Genomic DNA, 18341 nt, shown 5'->3' with positions numbered 1-18341 from the left:
TCAAGGAGAATATTTCGTGAATCAAGAACCTAAGGTGAAAATTGAAGATATTGAGATGTCCATGGATGCATTGGATGTCCAAAAAGCTGCGGACATCTTTGAGGAACACGGATGCCTGGTCGTCCGCGGACTGATGGCACCCTATATTGAAGCGATTCATCAGGATATTGAGGCAGCCGCGGCGGAATCCATATCGTTACTCGACAAGGCGGAACGGATTGTTGAAGGGTGGCGTACACCGAATGGCACGCTATTCCTACCAGCACCAGAAGGCTATGAACGTGACAAACAGATCATGGTGTTGTCGGTAGGTTATCAGACGAGCGCGGCGTTTTTCCAGTCCGCTTTTGATGAAAATACAGTCAATATTGTGGAGGCGATCTTGGGGCCGAATGTTGAGATATTCGGTAACGGTCAGTGCCTCTATAAGGAACCCGTCGGCGGACACCCGAAACACCTACATCAGGATTCTGCATACTTTGAACACCGCTATCAGGGACCCGTCGGCATCCTAAGCTACGTTGTGGACACGGACTTGGTAAATGGGGCGTTACACGTCGTGCCGGGTTCACATCAACTTGGACAACTCAAGCATATTGATACGTTCTCGCATCTCGGTCTGGCAGAGGATGAATGGCCCTGGGAGAGCGCGCTCCCGGTCGAAGGCAAAGCCGGTGATTCAATCTTCTTTAATGTCAAGACCATACACGGTTCCAAACAGAATATGTCCGACAAACCGCGTCCGATTTTCATCAACCGCTACCGTCGAACAGATGACTTTGTAATTATCGGCGGGACAACAACAACAAATCGGGCAGAAGCGGAGAAGCGAGCAGCCGCCGCTGAGGAAGCGAAGAAATCTAATAGTGATCGGGGCTTGATGTTACGCGGGTTCCGTCCGTTTAATTCGCAGGATTAAACTTGCTTTTCTCAGTGTTTTAACCCCTAAATCCCCCTTGATAGGGGATTTTATTGTCCGAAGTGGAACAGTTTCTTCGGTTCTACAACTGATACAACATCAGATAGATAATCACGCCTGTTACCGAGACATACAGCCAAATCGGGAAGGTAATTTTCGCGATACGACGGTGTGCATCAAACCGCTCACGCCACGCCAAATAGAGTGTACGTAACGCCAACGGTACTATAATAAACGCTAAAAGGATATGTGAAATCAGGATGGTAAAGTAGACTGGACGGATCCAACCCTGCTGTGTGAACGGCTTTGATCCAGCGTGATAGTGGTAAATAACATAAGAGACGAGAAAAAGCACAGACACACCGAATGCCGCGAGCATACAGTTTTTATGTGCCGTAATTTTCCGCTGCCGAATGAACACATACCCAATTGTCAGCAAGATACCGCTGATTGTGTTTAGTGTTGCATTGACCGTCGGCAGATGTGAAATCTCAAGCACGTTTTCCTCCTATATCCTTGCTTCGGCACAACGGAGTGTGCCTGCTACTTTCTACCGGGGCCACCGATAGGCTTGCGCACCCTTAGAATTCTCTAACGCAAATTCCCATCGTTGACACCACGTTTCATATTGCGTGTTACCGGCTTCCGGACGTAGGCGACTCCGCATCAGAAACGCGGGATAGAACGGACGACCCGTCGGTTGATAAACATCGTGATACCGTAGATCGAAACTCCACCGGACACTCTCCGATTCATTCGGTTTCGCGCTGTGGAGCGTGTAATTATGGAACAGAATGACGCCTCCCGCCCGAATCGGCAACGCTTTTGGGGTGAGGTTAGTGGGTTGATATTCCGGTAGAACTGTCAATCCTGCCTCGTTCCAATCGTGTCTGTAGAGTCCCATCTTATGACTCCCCGGCATCACCTGTAGACATCCGTTTTCCAACGTCGCATCTACAATTGGAATCCAGACGGTGAGCATAAAGTAGGGATCCGTATCGGGCCAACACACACCTGCGTCCTGATGCCAAGGAGTCGGTGCGCGCTGTGATTTCTCTTTCGGCAAGACTGCACGGATATGTTGAATCGGATTACAGATAATCTCAGAACCGACCAGAGACTCCGCAATGTCAAGGATCTTGGGATTCTTGAGGAAATTGAACGTCGCTTCGCCGCGTGCCTGCATAATATCCAAATTCGCCGTAACCTCCGGTGCTTCGTTTGAAAGATGAAGCAGTCGTTCAGTGAAGGGTTTATCGGCGTGTGTGTCGGTAACTTTCTCCTCTGCATGCAATTTCTCGGCGCGCTCTGCTATAATTCTCTCGTATTCAGCGATTACGGGTCCCAGATCGTTTTCATCAAGCGCATCTTCGAGCAGTAGGTACCCGTTATCGTGGAAAAACGAAACATGTGATTCGGTTAAACGCATAATCGCGTCCTCCTTGCGTTATGGACTATCCCCATCGTTGCTCTGGTGGGTCAAAGACGAACCCGTGGAAAAACTTCCGCTGTTCAAGTGAGAGTTCTTTATTATAGAAATCTTTAGGATACCCCCAATGTTCTTGCGAAGCGATCATCCACGGATGTTCATAAGCGTAATAGAGCATCTCACGCCGACCCTTCGGCTTCGTGAAGATGCCCGCGGAATGCCAGACAGCGTTGTGGAATAGGATCGCACTTCCCGGTGGGGCACAGACCTCAAGGGCACCGGGATATTCGTAAGGATACCGGAGGTCTTCATGGTTCGGATCATACATCGCTGTGTGGCTGCCCGGTATGAGCCACAGATTCCCCTGTCCACCTTCTGTCATGTCTGTCAGGTAATACCCAATTTTCAGTTGCAAAAACGGAATTGGACGTAGGTTACGATAACCTTCATCGTGTCCATCGATGTGCCAACCCATCGAGCGTTCGATAAGTTCCGAACCGTCTTCAACGATGGCATCCGAGGCGTGGTGGTGTGGCATCTTATTGAGCAATCCTGTGACGTACGTCAAAATCGGCTGCCAATCCAAGAGTTCCAAGAACGCTGGATGGTCGCCGAGGATATAGAAAATGCGGGTGCTTTTTTCGCCGTGAATATGTGTCATCCCAGTCTGGGGTAACCCTTTCTCTTCACCTTCCCGCCGCTTCTCAATGACTTCAGCGAGAGCACTCCTGAGTGTTTCAATATGTGAAGGCGCGAGAAAATTTTCCAAAACGAGATAACCGTTATTTTCAAAGAAAAACTTTTCGGCATCAGTCAAGTCGTGTGGCATGTCGTAAATCCTCTTCCTTTCAGTAGCATGGTTTCCGAGAATCTCTCTTTTCAGTTTCCTAATATCTTACTATAAATCAAATAATTTTTGTGCATTCTCACCAAAAATTCGTGCCTTATCTGCTTCAGGCATGGGCATCTCCTCAATCAAACGGACAAACCGTGGCATATCCACCCACGGATGGTCTGTCCCGAACAACAACCGATCAGCACCGGAAAACTCGTAAGCGTACTGCAGTGCTTGTGTTGATGGTGACACGGTATCCAAATAGATACCTTGTAGATACGCGCTCGGTGGTTGCGTTATGTTATCTTTCGCTCTGCCCAATACTTCGGTCTGATGATCAATCCTCCCACTCATATAGGGTAAAATACCACCAACGTGTGGCATCACGAGTTGAAGACGTGGATGCCGTTCAAGAATCCCGCTCAGAATCAGCCGCAGCAGCGCGAAACTGCTATCCACCTGTAACCCCATCATACCGATCATCCAGTGGTCTTTGATTGCTTCACCCCATGTCGGGACGGTCGGATGCATAATAATCGGCATCCGTAGTGTTTCGGCGTGTGTATAGACTTGTCCAAATTCTGGCGCGTCAACCGGTTTCCCACCGATATGCGAATAGAGCATTATCCCGCGAAAACCGAGTTGCTGCACTCGATCCATTTCTGTGATTGCCTCATCTGGATTTTGCCACGGAAGGCACGCCAATCCTGCGAATCGGTTTGGGTACATGTCCACAAGTTCAGCGATGGCATTGTTAATCGCTTGCGCACCCTTGTTCCCTAATTCAGGTGCGAGCATACATGGTGGCGGTATATTGGTACTGAGCAGTGCCATATCGACTTCCGCTTCGTCCATGTCTTTGAGTTTGCGTTTCGGATCGTATGCCTCGTCTTGTAAGCGAAATGTTTGAACATTACCGTACGTAACGACAGCCTCGCTGCCGCTGCGAATCACTTGCGGCGGATGCGGGTTCTGCGCGAGGATTTCAATATAGGCGTTTGGAAATATGTGGCTTTGGCAATCAATTCGCATTTTTCAAGTCAAAAGTGCTTTGGGACTGTGGAATATTTACGCATGTCTCGGCTGAGGCCATTTGATCACGTAGTTAGACGGCACTTCACGAACGAACATAGATGCAGCGCGATCCCGATCACCTGTGCGATAGGTGGTAGACGACAGATAGAGTTGGTTTTGCGCGCGGGTCATACCGACATAGAAGAGACGCCGCTCCTCCTCAATTTCTGCTTCTGTGATGTTCTGCCGCCACATCGGGAAGCTTCCCTCCTCCATGCCGAGAATGATAACGACCGGAAATTCTGTGCCTTTCGCTGCGTGTAACGTCATTAAGGTCAATTGCTCGGTCTTATCGTCAAGCTCATCGATATTGGTAAGTAACTTCTGATAGTCCAAGAAGTTGGTGAGCTGATGCTCGTCGTTCACGGATTCAAAATGGACGACAGCGTTCATAAACTGAATATGGCGTTGCCGCCATTCAATATCTTCTCGGAATTCTGGGACAGCGGTATCTCGTAGTTCTTCTATGTATGCTGTTGCTTCTGCTGCTTCTGCTGCTTCAAGCGGTAGACGATCCGGCGGAACAGCGTTGTGTGTCTGGACAAAACGCTTCGCAGCGTTAAGGAGTACATCGGTTTCAGTTAAGGTATCTCTTGTAGCTACTACTGCTTGTTCCGATGCCTCCGTTTTAGCGAGGATGCCAAGCCCCACAAGCGGAAGAAGTTCGGTGAGGGATTTCACTTCCCGTTTGTAAGCATCGATTTTGATGAGCTCTTTGAAAATTTCTCTATTGACCCTAACATCCTCTAAGGCACCGTGTAGACGATCATGTTCAATGCCAAATTTTTCAGCAAGCGCGCCGATGCTACACCGTTGTCGCGGGAAAAGCCGACGCGCGGTGGTAAGGGTATCGTAATGCGGTGCCGATAATCCTATTTTCAAGTACCTGCTGAGGTCTCGCGCAAGAATTGGATTATCGTATTCCGCGACATTATGCCCAATCAAAATCCGATCTTGGATAAATCCAGAAAATTCGGGCAATACCATCTCAATGCCGGGTGCGTTTTTGACGGTCTCTGCATCAATCTGGTGAATGCGTGTGGCTGCACGAGGGATAAGCCCGCCGGGGGGTTTTACCAAGCAGTGGTACCTTTCCACTTCATCTCCGATTACGCTGAGACGGTGCGCGGCGATCTCAACAATTTCTGCTGTTTTCGGGTTGATACCCGTTGTCTCCAGATCATAGACAACCATATCTGCCATATTTGGATTTTCAAAGCGATTAATAAGGCGTTGGCAAAGTTTGAGTGCCGCGATGCTCCGAACACCTTTGGTTTCGAGGTGAATTACATCGCTATCTGCCATTTCTGCTGGGGTTCCGATGAGAATAATCCGCGTGTCCCGTGCTTTTCTTCCAAGTTCTTCAAAATCACCAATGAGGAGATGGACACCGTTGTCCAGCTGCGGCGGTCTATTTACGTTAGGTGGTAAGAATTGGAGTTGTGCATGCTGGTTGAGATACGTTTCAAGCGTCTGATGAATGATATGCGCCGCGCAATACTCGTCGATGCCGTGGCAGGCAGTAATCTGGATGGGTTCATCAAGGTCAAGGGCACTATAAAGGACATCCTGCGCGGTCACAAGGTTCGGCAGCTCAGGCTGTTTCTCAATAACTTCCAGCTCTTCGGCGCGGTAAGGCGAGCGAGAGCGTTCCAAAGCGTCAAAGAGGGTCTGAATGATTTTATCAATCTTCGCGTCTTGGATGCCGGTTGACAGGTTCTCAAGTTGCGTCCAGAACTGGCGGACGTTTCGACGGGTCAAGGGACCGACATCTTCTGCGTATGCCTCAATATTTCTCAAAAGCTCTATAAACGCAATATGTTCACGCTGCGCGAGCCACTTGAGACGCACCCATGTCAAATCGTCAATACAGGTCTCAGGGAAATTGATTGCCTGTTCCAAATCCTGCGGAAGTTGCCACTGGATGAGACGGAGATATGCCAGAATCGCCTTGCTGTTTCCTTCACTAAAGGAATTTGTCGGTAGAATCCGTTGGAATTTGATGTCTTTGCGCAGCAGCTGCTCCGCCAAAACATCAGCGAGTTTGTGTGTCCGGTAAAAAACCGCAATATCGCGATAGGAATAGCCACGCTGCTTTACCAAATTCTCAATAACATGAATGATGCCAAGTGCTTCCGCTATCGGTGTGTCAAAAGTATAATGAAAAATGTCGCGTCCTGCATCTTTGTGGGTTCTGAGGGTGTGCTGTTTCTGTCGCTCCGGGTTTCTGGAGATAACTTCTTCTGCAGCGCGTAAGATTTTCTCACTACACCTGTAATGATCATCCAGTTCGACGGTTCGCGGATCGAAATCCGTTCTAAAATTGTCAATATACTCTGGGTTTGACCCACGCCAACTATAGATAGACTGGTCTTCATCGGCGACGACCATGAGATTACGCGCCGGTGCGGCACAGAGCAGTTGGAGTAGATAGTACTGCACGCGATTCACATCGTGAAATTCGTCAACGAGGATATAGGAAATTTCCTTATGATAGGCTTCTTTTACTTCTTTTACGCCTAAGAGTTCGACGGTTTTCAGCAGAAGGTCATCAAAATCGAGGGCATCGTATTCAGTGAGTTTGTGCTGATAGGTTTGCAGTATATTTCGGATATTTTCGAGCGTCTCTGGGTCGTAAATCTCTGTGTTGTCTACTGCTTCAACTGGGTCCTGGAGTGTGCATTTAGCATCGCTGATAATGTTTCGTAGCAGCCATGGCGGGTAGTCGTCAGCGTTGAGACTCAGTTCTCGGACGCTTTCTGTTAAAATCTCGTCTTGGAGTTCTTGGTCAAAGATGGTGAAATTCTCGCTCAATCCAATCTTCAGCGCGTGTTTCCTTAGCACTTTGACACAAAATGCATGGAAGGTGCAAGCCTTAACGCTGGATCCGTGCGGTTCGCCGATCTCGGTGTTGATGCGTTCCTGCATCTCTTCCGCTGCTTTATTCGTAAACGTAATCGCCAGAATCTTCTCAGGTCTGATATTGTGTTCGCGGATCAGATGCTCAATGCGGTGTGTGATGACTTTTGTTTTTCCAGTACCGGGACCTGCGATAACGAGAAGGGGACCGTCTTTATGTATTACTGCTTCTATCTGTTTCTCATTTAAGCCGTGCCAAGTGTTCATGGGGTTCCCCCGTTCATGCTATCGGAAGAAATTTGTGTAATTTTTATAGTTGGTGTCTATACTATTTACATCAGGAAACATAGCGCGGAACAACAATCTATTACGCTAAATCATTCACGGTTATTATACCATATTCGATGCAAAAAATCAAGGTTTTTTGAACATAATTCAGGGCCATTCAATTCCCGCGAAACACTCTTGTAGGCGGGCTTTGTCCACCCGATTTACAGGTCAGTTCTCAGTTCTGTAGTCCAATTTTGGTCCCAGGCCCGGTAGGTTCGTTTTCCTAACCGAACCGGATCCTGAAAAAAGGACGAGAAACTCTATAATTTCTTAAAACTGAATGACTCTGACTTATGTAACGGCACACGACGTGTGCCGTTAATATTTTAAGTATAATCGCATTAGGTGTGTCTAATACTTTAACCGGACTTACCCAGAAAGCGCGCCTACTAAAAACGATGAATCGCGTAAGTCTTAACTTTAAATATGTGACAACGCACGTTGTGCGTTTACAATGTATAGGAGAAAAATGAACTATTTGAACGTGTTGAAAAATGCAAGTTTTTTGGTCTTCGGATTCTTATTAATCTATACCTGTGGCTGTAATCGGGTTCAGGATATGATTGTCTCTGAACCGCAAGACGCGACGGAGGCTGCCCCGATTCGGGTAAGTGTTGTCTATCCGGGTGACTGCCTTGGTGATTCCTCTTACTGTGATGTCCTCTATAACGGTATCCAGAAAGCCAAAGCGGAGCTTAGCGTTGAGATAACCGAAATGGAGAGCAATTTCGAGACATGGGATATGCAGCTGCAAGCCGCTGCTGGAAACTCAGGGCTCGTTATCACTTCCGGTTATCAAATGGCTGACCCAGTTTCACGCGTGGCACCGGAATTTCCAGACGTTATGTTTGTCGTTTTTGACGCCGCGGTGGATCTACCGAATGTAGTTTCTTTCACCCATCGAGTCAACGAAGGGACATTTCTCGCTGGCGCGATTGCCGGATTAAAATCGAAGACCGGGAAAGTCGGTTACCTCGGTGGTGCGGATGTTCCGTTACTGCACGAATTTGAAGCCGGTTACCTCGCTGGTGTCAAAGCGGTCAATCCAAACGCGGAAATAATTAGAGGTTATGTCGCTGATGATCAAGCGGGTTTCTACAATCCGGTCAAAGGACAGGAGATTGCGTCTACTCAATACGATAGTGGTGTGGACGTGATTTACGCGATGGCGGACCAATCGGGTTTTGGTGCCGTTGCAGCCGCTAAACTCGCGGATGACAGGTATGTGATATGGAACTACATTGATATCACTGATGTCGCACCGGACATAATCCTAACAGGGCTGCGCGTCGGAATCGACGAGTCAGCGTATAAGGTTATCCAAGAATTCGCAGCTGGGAATCTGATGGCTGGTGTTCGGTCTCTCGGTCTTGCTGAAGACAATGTCGGCTATCTGTTGACTGATGGCAATAGGGATTTGATCTCTGATGACATCTTAGCAAAGGTTGAAGCATTGAAGGCGAGCATTGTTGCTGGTGAGATTACTGTTCCAACGGTACCGGAGCCTGAAATTCAAGCGACGACATCGGATGATGAAGGCGCAGAAATATCACCAGTTGTACCGTAATGCTATTTTTGCTCTTTGTTTGCTGGCGAGGTTGTCAACCTCGCCACATAAAATCACGGTTTAGTATCGGTGTTAACAGGTGGTTCGTCGTTGTCAATAAATCGTTCAATCGTGTTTATTGTTGCTGGACTCGTACGGAAATCGGCAACCCATGGTTCACGGAAGTATGCCTGCTTTTCACGCGGTAAGGCGGCGAGTACTTCGGGCGGAGTCTTCAGCCGATGCCAATGCGTTGCGAGATGCGCGTAAGCGTTCAGCACTGCCACGCGCGGTGCCTCCCGTTGCCAGACAGGACCCGCATGACACAGGTTTTCCGTAAAGAAAATCGCACTGCCAGCCGGACATTCGTATGACATCAGAAACGGACTCCGTTTCCCTGCCTCTAACGACATGTGTTCAGCGTGCATCGGGAAGTTAGACTTGTGACTGCCCGCGATAAAGTGTGTCGCGCCATCGTTTTTGGAGACATCTGTGAGTTCAAAGACGACACGCACCATCCCCGCGTGAATCCGTCCATTATTGACACGGTACCCGAAAATTGGATCCCCTTGTTGCGGTCCACCACCGTGAAGTCCACCATGTTCCTGCCCTTTTTCTCGCCAGACAGAGGAACAGTTCTCTAACCGAACATCGGGTCCGATGATTTCGTGCAGTACATCAAGGACCTTCGGATGGTCAATCAGGACACTTGCTGGACCTCCCGGCACAGCGCGGTGTTCTGGTGGTAAAGATTCAGGACTATGGTGTATCCTCTCGATCTGATCGACGATTGCGTTCACTTCATCACGTTCAAGGATCGCAGGACGCACGAGAAATCCGCTCAAGTCAAATCGAAATTTTTCTTCATCAGTCATAGGATTTACATCTCCTTATTTGAGAATAGGTCTATCCGCTCAAAACTGAGGCGAGATTTTTTGCTTGACCACCCTTACTTCTCTTAATTGCTGTGTTTCGACTACGGAAGCGAATTTTAGAGCGTTCAAGTTCTCGGAGTTCAAATCTGTCAATACGTTTACCATGGAACAGAGTAGGAACACACGTAATTTCGAGTGTGTTTAGTGCTGCATTCGCCTCCTTAGGTAACTTTCCAAACATTTCTGAGACGAAGTTGGCTCCGCTTTGCAGCTGATCGGCTACTGTTGATGTTTTAAAAGTTCCACTTTTGAGTTCTATAAGCACAACAACCAAATTACCTCGAGAAGCATCGCCACAGAAGAGAACATAGTCACATCGTTTTGTGCTTATTTTCCGCTGTTCAAATTCGCATTCAAGGTTTACGATAACTCGGTCAGATGGGGTGCCGGTTAGGTATACACGACATCCGTCTCCACTACAAGATTTGCTAATGCATTCTTCGTGTACTTGCTTCTCTATTTCTGTGAGAAGCTCTTTTAGTCCCACTCGCTGCTACCTCCTATCCGGCTTTCTCAAGTAAGTCTTGGAGGTTAACAGACCGGTCATAGAGTTTATATGCTACGTCTTCATAGTCTTTTGGTTCTATGCCTTCAGTGGGATCAAAAGGAATGTGTTTCACGATCCCGTCCTTTTGGAACCACCATGTCCCTACTTCCTCCGGTAGTAACCAATGGATTGATTCCATCTTTTTCACTTGCGGCACGCCTTTTCTCTTGAGGTCCCCTATCCGTATTAGATTCGCAATTTCTTTGAGTATCCAATCGCTATGAGTTGTCACGACAACTCGTACACCGGCACGGACTAAACCAGCGAGGGTTAATGCTATATCAGTTTGGGCACCCGGATGCAAGTGTGCCTCCGGTTCTTCAATGATGAGCATATCACCAGGGCGGATGCCACTGCGGAGAAAAAGTACAACCGGGGCGAGTTCAGATACCATAGACGCTGCGCGTGTAAGACGCACATCTTCTCCCATTTCGCGCGAACGAAAAAGAAAATCCGGATATCCGCTCGGTGTAGGTTTCATGAGAATCTGACCGTCAAGCACACCAGATTCTATGGTCCCTGCAAGCTGTGTTATGCCTTCGTCGGGTGCTTCGGATTCTTTGTAGAGTATAAGTTGCTGCATAAAATCTGCGACAATCCCTGAAAACGTCGGAACCTCTAATGGTGTGAGACCGCCGCGAGTCGCACGCTCGACGAGTGAACTGGCTATCACTCGGTGACTCTGCATAATTCCGCTTCGGGCGGCTGGTAGATAGAATCTTTTTTCTCGATGTCTGTCTAATTCAATAGCGGCCCAGAAAAATAAATCATCAATGTCAAGGTCCTTATGTGAATGTGAGATCAACGAGTCTTTGTCGTAAATCATTAAATCCTCGTTGACTGAACCACGTACCGCAAAATTTGACCCGCAGCCCTCTATATTGAAATTCCATAGACGCTGATTTTCCCGCCTGACCTCCAGAGAGACGCTCATTTCACTGCGTTGACCGTTTTTTAAACGAATCAATTCTGTAATTGAATTTAAGTCAAAGCAGCGGTTGAGCTCGTTTGCTGTGCTTTCCGGATCCTTGAGGTCTGACTCTAAACTGGCACGAATTTCTGGTGGCAAATCTGAAAACTTAATCGATTGATCAGATGTGTTTAGTTTTTTGAGAATTGAGCGAATCGCATCCCAATTTTGATTTAACAAGTCCTTGAAACCATGAATACCTAAGCGTTTGAACCGCCCTGGGAATTTTGAGTGTCCTGTAAAAACGCCGTCTAACGCATAGATTAACGTAGAAAAGTAAGTTTTTCCAGTGTTGCTTGGTCCGACAAATACTGTCAATGGTTGGAGGTCTATTGTGGCTTCTGCAATCGGCCCGAAATTCTTAACAGCGATTTTGACCTTTGGATACTTGGGCATTTCTAATGTTTCAATCTTTTTGGGTTCGCTCATTGAAATCTCTCCTCATTTCTCTATGCACTTTCTGAATCGCATCAACGAGTTTATCCGCCCCGAACCGCACGACATCTGTTGCTGGCAGCCCCGTTTCCGCCTCTGCCTGTTGAATTGCTTCGCGTGCCTCATCCTTGGACAAATCAAAGCAATTCAACGCCAACCCAATCACTTTAGCGGGTTTTATCGGTGCAGCCAACGTCTCATAGTGCGCAATCATCTCAGTTAACGATGGCAACGGCACTGTATACCGCGCAACTGTATCCCGTGAGGGTTGGTGACAAAAGATCATCGCATCCGGTAGACTGCCGTGGAGTAGACTTAACGTTACACCGGAGTACCCCGGATGGACCAACGAACCTTGCCCTTCAACGATAAGCAGCTCGTGATTTTTTGCACCTTCCAGCACAATCTCCTCCGCGGCACCAGCAGTAAAATCGGAGACGACAGCATCGATCGCAATTCCCCAACCCCAGACCATAATCCCATTCTGTCCCGTCGGACAAAATTCGGCATTCACACCACGTTCCCGCGCAGCACGGGTCACCTCTATACCAGATAGCATCTTCCCGACACGGCAATCTGAGCCGACAGTCAAAATAACCGTGGCATCAACTTCATCGGCTTTGCACGTTGCGACGGGTAAATCGGCAGGCGGTTTTCGGGCATCCCATAAAACCACATCGTTTGCTGCTGCCAATTCGGACAGTTCTGTGTCTTCGCTCAGGAATTGGTGGAGTCCGCTCATGACGTGCAAGCCGTTCTGGATCGCCTCACGGAGGATCGCGCGCCAAGGATGTGGCAACTCGCCCCCGGGTGGTGCAATGCCGATAGCAAGCATCGTCGGATTGAATCGCATCGCCTCAGCGAGATAGCGGACAATCGGAATCCCTTCCCCAATCTCAATAACTTCGCTGACATCTCGTCCCGCATTGGCACTATCAATAACTGCGACAACATTATCAGGGAGATAGCGCACGAGGACTGTGGCGGTTTTTGATTCAAGAACACCGAATGAGCCTTCGGCAAGAATCGCTATTTTATGTGATTTCGGTTGTAACTGCTTTTCCATTTTTCGGTTTGTCATTTCATGCAGAATAGATATGCTTGTAGATTAACACAAATCCCAATCAATTTCAAGGGTTAGAAAATTAAAACAGAGCCATTCAGTTCTCCAACTGAAAACTACTAAAGGAATTGCCGAAGATACCTACCACCGAGGGCGAAACCGTCTAACCCGGGGGCACCCCGATCCTCGTTTTCGACACATAACACATAATCATAACCAGATTCTTGCAGCGCACCAGTGATTGTACCCCAATTTAATTGTCCGCGCCCGGGCACCCGATATTGCCACCACCAGTTCCCAATAATCCCTTGTCGGAACTTCATGCGCGGACTAATTTCGCAATCTTTTACGTCGGCATAATACCACTTACCGTCAAACATACGGATCGCATCCTCAGCAGGTAAAATGCCCATCCATAACCAATGTGACGGGTCGCAGGACAGCCCCAGCGAATCTGATGGAATCGCATCAAGGATCCGTTCCCACATTTCAGGGTTACAAGCGATATTGCCCATCCGGACGGCACAATCTAACGCAAGCTGCACGCCTTTCTCTTCCGCGAATCGGACGACAGGTGTCCACATCTCCTCGAACCGTCCGACGAGTTCAACTGACCGGTCACCCGGGTTCCCCGGCTCCGAAGAGAATTGTCCGTAAAAGTGCCAACTTACAGGACTCCCCGCATACGTCACTACCACTGGGGCACCGAGGATGTGTGTCGCTTCGATTGCCTGCATCAGTGTGTCACGGGCGTTTTCCCGATTTTCCGCGACATCGTCAAGGAGGTTACAGTGCGATGTCAAGGCAGCGAGGTAGATACCGTTGACCTCTAAAATTTTCTTGACTGCTTCGCCACCGGATTGTATAATGACACTCGGTTCAAAAGTGCCAGTGGCGTTCGGACGGATTGCATCAAATCCGTTTTCTTTTGCCCACGCTGTGCATTCGGCAAGGCTCCAACCGCCGTTGCCTGCGCTGGTGCTAAAACTTAAATCCATGATTTTCCCCTTATGATATTGAGGATTTTCTACTTATGCAAATTCTGTATGAAGATAATCTTACCGAAAGACTCTATACGCTCTATAACCAACTCCTTGCCCAACATGGGAACCGTAAGTGGTGGCCCGCAGACACACCCTTTGAAGTGGCACTCGGGGCAATCCTAACACAAGCCACATCGTGGCGCAATGTCGAAAAAGCGATGGAGAATCTCAGAAACGCTGGTGCCTTTACATCCGAAGAGATCGCTTCTATTAGCCAAGCTGCATTGGAACGATTGATCCGACCGTCGCGCTATTTTCGCATGAAGGCACAGAAAGTGCGCGCATTTGTGGATTACATCACGGAGCGTCCGTTGCACGTAATGTTTCAGCAGGATGTTCCTGAATTACGCGAAGAACTTCTCTCTATCTACGGTGTCGGTCCCGAAACAGCGGATACGATTATCCTCTATGCCGCGGGTAAACCGAGTTTTGTCGTTGATTCGTATACTTACAGGCTTTTTTCGAGGTTAGGCTGGATTGAAGGGAAATATAATTACGCGAAACTTCGCGCCATGTTTATGGATAACCTCCCCCACGATGTGGATCTTTTTAACGAATATCATGCGTTAATAGTTGGGCACGGTGCGAGAGTATGTCAGAAGAAAACGCCGAGCTGTCAAGAGTGTCGCTTACGCGAATCGTGTGCCTATTACAATTCGTCTGAATCAGGAACTTAAGAGTGCTGAGGTTAGGCATCAACGGAGCAGAAATTCGTAGATATACTTAGACGCAAGGCGTGGGATATTCGTTACACGTTGCCTTGCTGGAGTTTTTCAGAGAAATCTGCTGCTGTCAGAATCGGAATATCCAATTCTACGGCTTTGGTATATTTGCTACCAGCACCTTCCCCGGCGATAAGGTAATCCGTCTTACTCGTCACACTTGACGTAACTTTACCGCCTCGCGCCTTAATCTCCTTAGATGCCTCTGTGCGCGTCATACCTTCAAGACTCCCCGTAACAACGAATGTCTTTCCGCTAAAGAAACTATCAGGCACCGCGATTTCTATACGGGTAGCCTCTGCTTCTACCGTAAAACAGTGTAAACCGGCTGCCCGCAATTTGTCAAGTAGCGGTTGGCTTTGCGAAAAAAAGTTAACAACGCTTTCTGCTATCTGCGGGCCGATACCGTCTACCGATTCAATCTCTTCGGGTGTCGCTGTGCTGAGCGCATCTAAAGATAAGAAGTGTTCAATGAGCAGCTCGGCGACAGTCTCGCCGACATGAAAGATGCCGAGTCCGAAAAGTACTTTCTCTACAGATGCCGTCTTGCTCCGTTCGATTTGATGGACAAGGTTGCGCGCAGACGGAACACCCATCCGCTCTAATTCACTTAGCGGTTCTATTTCCAAACCGTAAAGGTCGGCAACATCACGCACTAACTCTTTATCCACTAATTGATCAATTGTCGCGGTACCGAGACCTTCGATTTGGAGTGCATTGCGCGAAGCATAGTGCGCAATTTGACGTTTCAGTTGTGCAACGCACAATACGTTGACGCACCGGACCGCGACCTCCGCTTCTGTACGTTGGACAGGCGTATCACACACTGGACACCGATCAGGGAATTCAAAAGCGGCCTCATTGCCGGTACGTTCTGCTACCAGTACCTCAACGATTTTAGGGATGACATCCCCAGCGCGTTCAAGCACAATCCGATCTCCGATACGGATGTCTTTGGTTTCAATTTCTTGAGCGTTGTGCAGGGTAGCGTTCGTAATTGTCGCACCCGCGAGTGTCACAGGCTCCAAAATCGCAACAGGTGTCAGAACCCCCGTGCGTCCAACCTGTACATCTATTCTTTCAATAGTCGTGATGGCTTGCTGCGCATTGAACTTGTAGGCGATTGCCCAGCGAGGGTATTTAGAGGTTGCTCCGAGTTCATGTTGGTAGGAGAAACGGTCAACTTTTACGACGATACCGTCGGTCTCATAACGGAGTTCATGACGTTTTTCTACCCACTGTTCATAGTAGTGCTGAACGTCATTTATTGACTTATGGCAGTCAGTATGCGGATTGCACTTCAATCCCCAACGCTTCATCAGTTCGAGCGATTCCGTATGCGTTGCGAATTCAACGCCTTCCGCGTAATTGAGGGTATAGATGAAAATATCTAACGGACGAGAAGCAGTGATAGACGCATCTTGCAGGCGTAGCGACCCAGCAGCGGCGTTCCGAGGATTTGCAAAAGGCGGCTCACCTGCTGCCTCGCGCTGCATGTTAATGTCGTTGAGCCGATCCTTCGGAATGAAGACTTCGCCACGGACTTCTAACACCGGAGGGAACATTGTTTCTGTTTCAACAAGCCGCAGCGGTACAGAACGAATCGTTCGTAAATTGTCCGTTATATCCTCGCCGTATTCGCCATCACCACGCGTAAGTCCTCGCGTGAGTACTCCATTCTCATAGATTAGCGAAACACCTAAACCGTCTATCTTTAACTCTGTAGCATATTCGACAGGGGCATCTTCTAACAATCGCTGGACACGTTCCCCGAATTCGCGTAGTTCCTGTGCGTCGTAGTTATTGTTCAGGCTCAACATGGGGTTACGATGTGGGATGCGGGTGCCTAATACAGCACCGCCACCAACCCGCTGCGTAGGAGAATCAGGAGGGATAGGCGCGTCAGATGCCGCTTCGAGTGCCTCAAGTTCCAGCATGAGCGCATCGAATTTGGCATCTGATATTTCCGGCTGGTTTTCGATGTAATATTTACGCTCATGCTGGCGTATTAACGCTCTCAGATCGTCAATCTCTGTTCGCATAACGCCTTTGTCCCGTTTAGGAAAAATTTTAAACGACCCAGACCGGTCACAAATAACCTATTTCCGTCACTGGGTATGTGCTGACAAATTGTTTGCGATCGTTAATCGCCGCTGACGCGTAAAAGTGCGTGGACGCGTATACCCTTCGCCTGTCGGTCCCGCGATTGTCATTGCTAAAAAGCCTTCGCCTTCCAATCCGCAAGAGGCATAAGACGGGGCATTAATAACTACAACGCTACAGTCCATCGCTTTGTTGAATTGCGTGATACGTTTGGTATTGTTGGTATGGAGCACTGCGGTGTGTCCGCGTCCACCCTCCGCTCGGAGTGCGCCTGCCAATGCTTCGTCGAAATCACGACACCGAACGACAGGTAGAATCGGCATCAGGTATTCGTTGATAACAAAGTTGTGATCTGCTGGAACTTCTACGACGATCGCGACTGTCTGCGCGGGGGCTGTAATGCCAGCCGCTTTTAAAATAGTCGTTGCATCTTTGCCAATGTATTCCTTGTTTGATTCACCTTTTTCGGTGACAATCGCCTCTAATGCCCCAAGTTGGCTCGCGTTCAACAAATGACCACCGTTCTGTGTGAGTTCTCGGACCGTCTCGTTTGCAACGGATTCGATGACAAAGAGTGCCTTCTCACCGATACAGAGCAGGTTGTTGTCGAAACTGGTACCTGCGATGACGTGCTTCGCTGCGTCCTGAAGGTCAGCTGTTTCGTCAACAATCGCGGGGGGATTACCGGGACCCGCAGCGATTGTCTTTTTACCGCTCGATAATGCTGTCCTCACAACGGATGCCCCACCGGTCGCGACGAGCATGGCGATATCAGGATGCTCCATGATTTCTTTTGCTGTCCGTAGACTCGCATTTTCAACCGAGGTGAGCAGATTGGCGGGACCGCCTGCCTTAATGATCGCCTCGTTAATGACATGCATCGTTTCTTCAGTACAGTCCCGCGCATTTGGATGCGGACTGAAGACGACAGCGTTCCCTGCCGATAGCATTATAATCGCGTGGTTAATCACCGTTGATGTCGGATTGGTGGTAGGTGTGATTGAATTAATGACCCCAAACGGGACATATTCGATGAGAAGCGTTCCTGAATCACCCGATATCGCTTCCGAGATAAGATCGTCCACACCGGGTGAAAGTGTTACAGCACCCTCGTTTTTCATCACTTTATGTGCCGCATTGCCCATATTGGTATCTTGTACGGCTAAGTCAGCGAGACGTTTCGCATTCGCAAGCGAAACCTCTTTGATCGCTTCTATAATTTCGCTTCTTTTGGCAAACCCAAGTTTAACGAATGCTGCCTGTGCTGTCTGTGCTGCTGCGATAGCCTCTGTTGCTGTCGCGAAGACGCCTGCCCGCGACGAATTTCCGCCAACGGGTGTCGTGGGTTGTACAGTCGTCGTCCCGTCTTGTTGCAGTGTTCTCAAGACTTGGGAAACAATCTCTTCAATCTGTTTTTCGTCAATTTGTGCCATTCACCCCTCCAGTCACTCATCGCGTAGAACACGCCTAAGGAGAACATAGTAAAACCACTGGGCGGCACCTTAGATACGGAAACCCGTGGCAATGCTAA

At 48.6% G+C, this 18341-nt stretch carries 15 protein-coding genes; 3 read left to right on the top strand and 12 right to left on the bottom strand.

The annotated features are described in order from the left end of the window. Positions 1 to 16 precede the first annotated feature (16 nt). A complete protein-coding gene (locus tag OXH00_10390; protein MCY3741417.1) occupies positions 17 to 919 on the top strand; it encodes a phytanoyl-CoA dioxygenase family protein in 903 nt (300 codons plus the stop codon). An 82-nt stretch (positions 920 to 1001) separates the two neighbouring features. On the opposite strand, the gene OXH00_10385 is transcribed toward OXH00_10390, so the two are convergent. The 5 genes from OXH00_10385 to OXH00_10365 all read right to left on the bottom strand — a co-directional run bounded on the left by OXH00_10385 (position 1002) and on the right by OXH00_10365 (position 7383). Continuing rightward, complete coding sequence (locus OXH00_10385) at positions 1002 to 1418, bottom strand: DUF420 domain-containing protein (protein MCY3741416.1); 417 nt, start codon at positions 1416 to 1418, stop codon at positions 1002 to 1004. A gap of 51 nt (positions 1419 to 1469) precedes the next feature. Next, positions 1470 to 2348, bottom strand: a complete 879-nt coding sequence (locus tag OXH00_10380) for a phytanoyl-CoA dioxygenase family protein (GenBank protein ID MCY3741415.1) — start codon at positions 2346 to 2348, stop codon at positions 1470 to 1472. Positions 2349 to 2373: 25 nt separating this feature from the next. Further along, positions 2374 to 3177: a phytanoyl-CoA dioxygenase family protein gene (locus OXH00_10375; protein ID MCY3741414.1), complete on the bottom strand. Its 804-nt coding sequence runs from the start codon at positions 3175 to 3177 to the stop codon at positions 2374 to 2376. Between the two features lie 69 nt (positions 3178 to 3246). Beyond that, complete coding sequence (locus tag OXH00_10370) at positions 3247 to 4215, bottom strand: amidohydrolase family protein (GenBank protein ID MCY3741413.1); 969 nt, start codon at positions 4213 to 4215, stop codon at positions 3247 to 3249. Positions 4216 to 4251: 36 nt separating this feature from the next. Further along, positions 4252 to 7383 carry a UvrD-helicase domain-containing protein gene (locus OXH00_10365; protein MCY3741412.1) on the bottom strand — a complete coding sequence of 1044 codons (3132 nt, stop codon included), beginning with the start codon at positions 7381 to 7383 and terminating at the stop codon, positions 4252 to 4254. Between the two features lie 532 nt (positions 7384 to 7915). On the opposite strand from OXH00_10365, the gene OXH00_10360 reads away from it, so the two are divergent. After that, positions 7916 to 9013 carry a BMP family protein gene (locus OXH00_10360; GenBank protein MCY3741411.1) on the top strand — a complete coding sequence of 366 codons (1098 nt, stop codon included), beginning with the start codon at positions 7916 to 7918 and terminating at the stop codon, positions 9011 to 9013. 53 nt (positions 9014 to 9066) lie between these two features. On the opposite strand, the gene OXH00_10355 is transcribed toward OXH00_10360, so the two are convergent. The 5 genes from OXH00_10355 to OXH00_10335 form a co-directional block, all read right to left on the bottom strand. After that, a complete protein-coding gene (locus OXH00_10355; protein ID MCY3741410.1) occupies positions 9067 to 9867 on the bottom strand; it encodes a phytanoyl-CoA dioxygenase family protein in 801 nt (266 codons plus the stop codon). A gap of 31 nt (positions 9868 to 9898) precedes the next feature. Further along, positions 9899 to 10414, bottom strand: coding sequence for a hypothetical protein (locus tag OXH00_10350; protein MCY3741409.1), 516 nt, complete (start codon positions 10412 to 10414; stop codon positions 9899 to 9901). Positions 10415 to 10427: 13 nt separating this feature from the next. Next, positions 10428 to 11873: an AAA family ATPase gene (locus OXH00_10345; GenBank protein MCY3741408.1), complete on the bottom strand. Its 1446-nt coding sequence runs from the start codon at positions 11871 to 11873 to the stop codon at positions 10428 to 10430. Beyond that, positions 11851 to 12945 carry a DUF1611 domain-containing protein gene (locus tag OXH00_10340; protein ID MCY3741407.1) on the bottom strand — a complete coding sequence of 365 codons (1095 nt, stop codon included), beginning with the start codon at positions 12943 to 12945 and terminating at the stop codon, positions 11851 to 11853. The genes OXH00_10345 and OXH00_10340 overlap by 23 nt, the downstream gene beginning before the upstream one ends. 116 nt (positions 12946 to 13061) lie before the next feature. After that, positions 13062 to 13940 (bottom strand): sugar phosphate isomerase/epimerase, encoded by an 879-nt coding sequence (locus OXH00_10335; protein ID MCY3741406.1) that lies wholly within the window; start codon positions 13938 to 13940, stop codon positions 13062 to 13064. A 35-nt stretch (positions 13941 to 13975) separates the two neighbouring features. On the opposite strand from OXH00_10335, the gene OXH00_10330 reads away from it, so the two are divergent. Further along, the gene (locus OXH00_10330) at positions 13976 to 14662 is read left to right on the top strand and encodes an endonuclease III domain-containing protein (protein ID MCY3741405.1); all 687 of its coding nucleotides are present in this window, start codon (positions 13976 to 13978) and stop codon (positions 14660 to 14662) included. A gap of 71 nt (positions 14663 to 14733) precedes the next feature. Here OXH00_10330 and ligA read toward each other — a convergent pair whose 3' ends face one another. Next, positions 14734 to 16749 (bottom strand): NAD-dependent DNA ligase LigA, encoded by a 2016-nt coding sequence (gene ligA, locus OXH00_10325; GenBank protein MCY3741404.1) that lies wholly within the window; start codon positions 16747 to 16749, stop codon positions 14734 to 14736. A 66-nt stretch (positions 16750 to 16815) separates the two neighbouring features. Further along, a complete protein-coding gene (locus OXH00_10320; protein ID MCY3741403.1) occupies positions 16816 to 18243 on the bottom strand; it encodes an aldehyde dehydrogenase in 1428 nt (475 codons plus the stop codon). Between the last annotated feature and the right edge of the window lie 98 nt (positions 18244 to 18341).

The organism is Candidatus Poribacteria bacterium (assembly GCA_026706025.1).
Taxonomy (GTDB): Bacteria; Poribacteria; WGA-4E; order WGA-4E; family WGA-3G; genus WGA-3G.
Note: the sequence above shows the minus strand (reverse complement) of the source record. Positions and strands in the feature narration are given on the sequence as shown.

Excerpts from the sequence above, each read along its gene's own strand:
- OXH00_10335 (MCY3741406.1), bottom strand. The coding sequence starts at position 13,940 with ATGGATTTAAGTTTTAGCACCAGCGCAGGCAACGGCGGTTGGAGCCTT.
- OXH00_10320 (MCY3741403.1), bottom strand. The coding sequence starts at position 18,243 with ATGGCACAAATTGACGAAAAACAGATTGAAGAGATTGTTTCCCAAGTC.
- OXH00_10345 (MCY3741408.1), bottom strand. The coding sequence starts at position 11,873 with ATGAGCGAACCCAAAAAGATTGAAACATTAGAAATGCCCAAGTATCCA.
- OXH00_10365 (MCY3741412.1), bottom strand. The coding sequence starts at position 7,383 with ATGAACACTTGGCACGGCTTAAATGAGAAACAGATAGAAGCAGTAATA.
- OXH00_10370 (MCY3741413.1), bottom strand. The coding sequence starts at position 4,215 with ATGCGAATTGATTGCCAAAGCCACATATTTCCAAACGCCTATATTGAA.
- OXH00_10360 (MCY3741411.1), top strand. The coding sequence starts at position 7,916 with ATGAACTATTTGAACGTGTTGAAAAATGCAAGTTTTTTGGTCTTCGGA.
- OXH00_10340 (MCY3741407.1), bottom strand. The coding sequence starts at position 12,945 with ATGGAAAAGCAGTTACAACCGAAATCACATAAAATAGCGATTCTTGCC.
- OXH00_10380 (MCY3741415.1), bottom strand. The coding sequence starts at position 2,348 with ATGCGTTTAACCGAATCACATGTTTCGTTTTTCCACGATAACGGGTAC.
- ligA (MCY3741404.1), bottom strand. The coding sequence starts at position 16,749 with ATGCGAACAGAGATTGACGATCTGAGAGCGTTAATACGCCAGCATGAG.
- OXH00_10375 (MCY3741414.1), bottom strand. The coding sequence starts at position 3,177 with ATGCCACACGACTTGACTGATGCCGAAAAGTTTTTCTTTGAAAATAAC.
- OXH00_10355 (MCY3741410.1), bottom strand. The coding sequence starts at position 9,867 with ATGACTGATGAAGAAAAATTTCGATTTGACTTGAGCGGATTTCTCGTG.
- OXH00_10330 (MCY3741405.1), top strand. The coding sequence starts at position 13,976 with ATGCAAATTCTGTATGAAGATAATCTTACCGAAAGACTCTATACGCTC.